The sequence below is a fragment of the Adlercreutzia sp. DFI.6.23 genome, from assembly GCF_024462535.1.
Classification (GTDB): Bacteria; Actinomycetota; Coriobacteriia; order Coriobacteriales; family Eggerthellaceae; genus Adlercreutzia; species Adlercreutzia rubneri.
In genome coordinates this window covers 1-289 of the sequence record NZ_JANGBP010000765.1, presented here as the reverse complement: position 1 = coordinate 289, position 289 = coordinate 1, and the positions used below count along the sequence as shown (strand labels likewise).

The following is a 289-nucleotide window of genomic DNA, read 5'->3' as shown; positions in this document are numbered from 1 at the left end:
GTACGGCAGCTACCTGAAGTGAGACGTGGACGTGGTGGACGCGGCGAAGAACGTCGCCATCTTCAACACCATCGCGGGGCTCGTGTCCGCGTGCGTGGTGGTGCCGGCGGTGTTCGCCTTCGGGTTGGACGTGTCCTCTGGGCCGCCGCTTCTGTTCATCACGCTGGCCCAGGTGTTTCAGGAGATGCCTTTCGGCGGCGTTTTCGCGGTCATCCTGTTCGTGGCCGTGGTGTTCGCCGCCATCACGAGCTTCATGAATTTGTTCGAGGCACCGGTGGAGGCGCTTCAG

Annotated in this window: 1 pseudogene; it reads left to right on the top strand. The window is 63.0% G+C overall.

Going from position 1 to position 289, the window contains the following annotated elements:
* Positions 1-25 precede the first annotated feature (25 nt).
* Positions 26-289 (top strand): annotated as a pseudogene (locus NE591_RS15380) (sodium-dependent transporter); the annotation flags it as partial.